Source organism: Blautia sp. AF14-40, from assembly GCF_003479665.1.
GTDB classification, from domain to species: Bacteria; Bacillota; Clostridia; order Lachnospirales; family Lachnospiraceae; genus Fusicatenibacter; species Fusicatenibacter saccharivorans.
Window position 1 is genome coordinate 1 of record NZ_QUHK01000067.1, and the last position, 4,154, is coordinate 4,154.

At 50.8% G+C, this 4,154-nt stretch carries 4 protein-coding genes and 2 pseudogenes; all 6 read right to left on the reverse strand.

The window, feature by feature from the left end:
• A pseudogene (locus DWW13_RS17835) lies at positions 1-419 on the reverse strand (virulence-associated E family protein); the annotation flags it as partial.
• Positions 388-1,032, reverse strand: a complete 645-nt coding sequence (locus tag DWW13_RS17840; RefSeq protein WP_109216661.1) for a CHC2 zinc finger domain-containing protein — start codon at positions 1,030-1,032, stop codon at positions 388-390. The gene DWW13_RS17840 and the pseudogene DWW13_RS17835, both read right to left, overlap by 32 nt.
• Before the next feature lie 64 nt (positions 1,033-1,096).
• A pseudogene (mobQ, locus tag DWW13_RS17845) lies at positions 1,097-2,677 on the reverse strand (MobQ family relaxase).
• 194 nt (positions 2,678-2,871) lie between these two features.
• A complete protein-coding gene (locus DWW13_RS17850) occupies positions 2,872-3,300 on the reverse strand; it encodes a hypothetical protein (RefSeq protein ID WP_055218800.1) in 429 nt (142 codons plus the stop codon).
• A 296-nt stretch (positions 3,301-3,596) separates the two neighbouring features.
• Positions 3,597-3,893 carry a DUF3847 domain-containing protein gene (locus DWW13_RS17860; protein ID WP_055060286.1) on the reverse strand — a complete coding sequence of 99 codons (297 nt, stop codon included), beginning with the start codon at positions 3,891-3,893 and terminating at the stop codon, positions 3,597-3,599.
• On the reverse strand, positions 3,886-4,154 hold a 269-nt coding region (locus DWW13_RS17865; protein WP_118720761.1), incomplete at its 5' end, for a DeoR family transcriptional regulator. The genes DWW13_RS17865 and DWW13_RS17860, both read right to left, overlap by 8 nt.

The following is a 4,154-nucleotide window of genomic DNA, read 5'->3' on the forward strand; positions in this document are numbered from 1 at the left end:
TAATCGTCTGCGTCAGCCCCCAGAAAGTGCCGCAGGCAGAAGCGAATTCTTTCCGTCCCGTCCCACACAAGGGAACTTAAATAATCCCGGATGGGGTGGTACTTGTTTTCATTCGCTACAATCCCGATGGCGTTATCAATCTTTTTCTCATTGGTAAGCCCGTAGGTTTCTTCCAGATAGAGAAGCAGATATTTCATGTCCGTATCGTTTAAGGCGGTACTTTCCCTGTGGAAGCCGATGGGCTTTATAATGTCCTTGCGGTCGGTCAGGATGTTGTAGGCGATAGCCTCGGAAAGCAGCGGGTCACGCTGGAATACGGTCAGGCAGTTCCGTATGCTCTGACGGACACCGCCTTTTTCGGTAGTTTCCAGCCCAGCCTTGATTTCCTCAACGCTCTGGGGCGGCTGCATGGCGTTCATGGTGTTTTTTAGTTCCTGCTGCGTCTGTGGCGGCAAGCTCTGCCATTCGCTGTTCAAGCTGTATCACATCCTTTCCATAGTCCGTAATCAGGGCTGCTTGTTCCTCTATCTCCCCGAACAGCAGTACATCCAGCAGATATTCCACATGGGATTGCTTCTGTAAGGCTTCCACAAACCGGGGATGAAAGACTTCCTCCGGGGAGTGCGGGGTGTAGTCCGTTCTCCATGCCATCAGCAGGTGGAGATAATCGGCAAGAATACGGAAGCAGCGGTTCTTTGATTCCTGAAACTGTTCCTCTGGGGATTTCTGCCGGGGCTTGGGCTTTTTCGCCTTTCCCGGCGGCTTCCAATCCTCATAGGAAAGCCCGAAGTCCTGTGCTATCTGCATAGCAGCTTCTTTCTTTCCCAGCCCATACAGGGCGGCGGTAAAATCAATTACATCCCCATCCGCACCGCAGCCGAAGCAGTGGTAACGCCGATCCAGCTTCATGCTTGGGGTTTTATCATGATGGAACGGGCAGCAAGCCATCCCGTTCCGACCTATACGGATTCCATAATGCTCCGCAGCCTGTCTTGTTGTGACGGACTGCTTCACAGCTTCAAATACATTCAACTCTATCCCTCCTTAAAAAGAAAAAAGCACCTGACATTCTCTGCTTGAAAATGGCAAGTGCCTGTTAAAGTTCCATATTTTGTTGTTTGTGTTTTGTCTGCGCTGGGGCGGTTCTTTGAGCCTTTTTTTCGTCTGCCTTATCCTGCAAGACTTCTTTGATGGGCTGCTTCTTGGGCGGCTCTTTGCTTTCCTCTGTGCCGGGTGTGGCTTTCCGTACCCAGAAGCGGATGTCCCGCAGCTTCTTCAAATCCTCCTGTACCTCGGTCAGCGGTACTTTCAGCTCTGCGATTACGCTAAGGAGCGTTTCCAGCTCCTGTTGCAGCTCCTTTTGGGTACTGTCCTTATCGTCCGGGTGCTTGGCAAGGTAGGCAGCGGCTTTCTCATACCGGGCAACCTCCGAGTGTTCCTGTTTGAATTTCTCCTTTGTTTTCTTGAAAAATATCTTCTGGTACTTCTCATAGGCAGGCTTACATTCCTTGCAGTCTGTCCGGCTGGCAAGAAGCCTGTCAATCACTTTACTGCGGGCTTCCTTTGGCTTCATCTGACTGCGGTAATCGGCTGCCGATTTCCCGGAAGATTCCAGAAATGCTTCTAAATCCTCCACAGTAGAAAGCCCCTTTTGCCGGAGATAGGACAGGGCTTCGCTGACTGCCTTTAAGTCCTGTGAAGTCCCCCGGTTCTGTCCAGCCCTTGTCCAGTCCTTCCGTTCTTCCTTTCGTATCTCCATATATTTCATCAAAAGATTGGGGAGAAGCGTTGCTTCCTCCGCCGCTTTTTGTGCAAGCAGTTCCTTCCGCTCTTCTCCCAGCTCGGTAATCCAGCCTTTGAGGTTTTGGATAAGCTGCCGGATGGACTTCATCAGGCGGTTGGCGGCTCTGATTTCCCGGTTCAGGTTGCCGATATTCGTCTGGATACCTCGCTTTTCCATCTGCCGGACAGCAGCTCCCTCATGGACAGTGGGGACTATATCAAGCCCCTGTCTGGCATAGGAACGCAAGTCCACACGCTCCGGACGGTCATTGGCTTCCAGATAGCGGTTCTGGATGACCTCCCATTCATGCCGCCAGATTTCACAATACTTCTGGTCGTTCCAGTCCACCGTATCCTCCTTGTGGCTTTTCCACCTGCCGGATGGCAGCTTTATCCGTTCCCCATTCTCATCAAGGTCATAAACCTTGCGGCTCTTGGGAAGCCATTTCCCATGTTTGTCCATTGCCCGCATAGTCAACAGGACATGGGCGTGGGGATTGTGTCCCGGCGGGTGGGTGTCATGGATGGCAAAGTCAACAATCATTCCTTTGGAAACAAACTGCTGTTCACAAAACTCCCGGACAAGGACAGCATACTGGTCGGGCGGTATCTCTTTGGGGATGGTAAGCACCCACCGCCTTGCAAGCTGAGAGTTTCACTGCTTCTCCACCGCTTCGGCGGCGTTCCATAGGGTATTGCGGTCTGCATACTCCGGCGGGGCATTTGCCGGGAGCAGGATTTCATTGTGGACGATACCACGCTTTTCCGGGTAGTGCTTCTCTTCCTGATCGTATTCACAGAACAGCTTTTCGCCGCTCTGGTAAGCAGCGGCGGCAACCGCAGACTGCTGTTGGCTTCGCCGCACAATAGAAATTTCGTTGTGTGGACAGGGCATTTCGTGTCACTCCTTTCTGTGATTGGCGGATGGGGTGGCGTTTTACCACCTCATTTCGGGCAGAAAAAAAGCAGGCAACCTTTTTCAGATTTCCTGCTTGGTGTGCCGCTGTGTGGGCGGCGGGTATTAAGTTGTAAAAGTTCGGGACAAGTTGACCCGATGTGTGAGTGGCAAACTGGAAGTTCTTACGCTTATCAATACCCCCACGTCATTAACTTCCATTCTCCACCTTCACACCGTGCAAGCCACCATGACCAAGTGTATTCTTCGTTCGCCTCCCATGCACCGCCGCCGTTTTTTGGCGAACGGAAACTACTTTTAAATGCAATACATTGCGTAAAGGCTTCTTTATTATCTTCCGTTCTTAAATCATTCATCCATTCAATGTTATCTGCATTGTTGCATTCTTCATCTGGCATATAAGAAAGGCTATGCAATTCACAGCCCTCAAACGAAGCGAACTGCTTTTTTATAATCTCAATGGCAGAATCTATTTCTTCTTTTGAATAAACGGAAGATGCTCCATAATCAATTTCCACTTTTGATGTATCGCCGTTCTTTCCGCATCCGGCAAAGAGAAGAACCAGCACAATGCAAAGCGTTACGGTTATAATCTTTTTCATAGTGAATACCTCCAACTCCCGATTTCTCATTGACTTCATTATACTTTATTCGACCCTCAAAGTACAGAGAGCTTTTGTAAAACTTGTCGGCTGGGAACAGCTTACAACGCAAGGTGTCCCCAGATGGCAAGTCCACAAAAGGGTAGCTGGCGGCAGCCAGCGCAGGGGAAGCGTAGCGTCCCCTGTTTGATTTGGAGCAGACCATGCCTGCGGAAAATCACAGCCCTCCGGCGAGGAGCCTTCGGAGAACGCAATGCACCAACCTCTGGGTGGTGTATAATTGCGCCCTTAGTAAACTAAGGGTTTTCCGGCTTCTCCCGTTCCAGCAGTTTTTTCAACAGTTCCTGCGTGTCCTGCCTGTGAAAAATGAGTTTCAACAGCAGCATGACATCATCATCTGTCAGGCGTTCCGGCTCTTGCAGAAAACTTTCCAGCATACCGCCACGGGTACAGAGCCGATGCCTCCGTTCCTTTCGGGTAAGCTGCTTTAGCTGGTGCTGCAATGCCTTTTCATCATTGATTGCTTTCCGCAGTTTCTTTTCGCTTTTCTCCAACTCCCGGTTGAGCTTTTCCAGCTTTGAGGTATCAGGCAAGGGCAGTATCCTCCTTTCCCGGTATCAGCACATAAATCCTGTTTGGTTCTCCAATGCCCTGACGCACCCGCATGATAAGTCCGGCAGTTTCCAGTTCATTCAGAGAACGCTTGACCGTCATGGGGCTGCGGGACAGGACTGCGGCAATGGCTGTGACAGGGAAGCAGACAAACAGGATTCCGTTCTCGTCCTCCTGCCCTTTGGATAGTATAGCGTCTAACATCCGGCAGTACATGACCTTTGCGGTGCTGCTGACTGGAA

Coding starts and splice junctions, on each gene's coding strand:
- DWW13_RS17850 (WP_055218800.1), bottom strand. CDS start 3,300: ATGAAAAAGATTATAACCGTAACGCTTTGCATTGTGCTGGTTCTTCTC.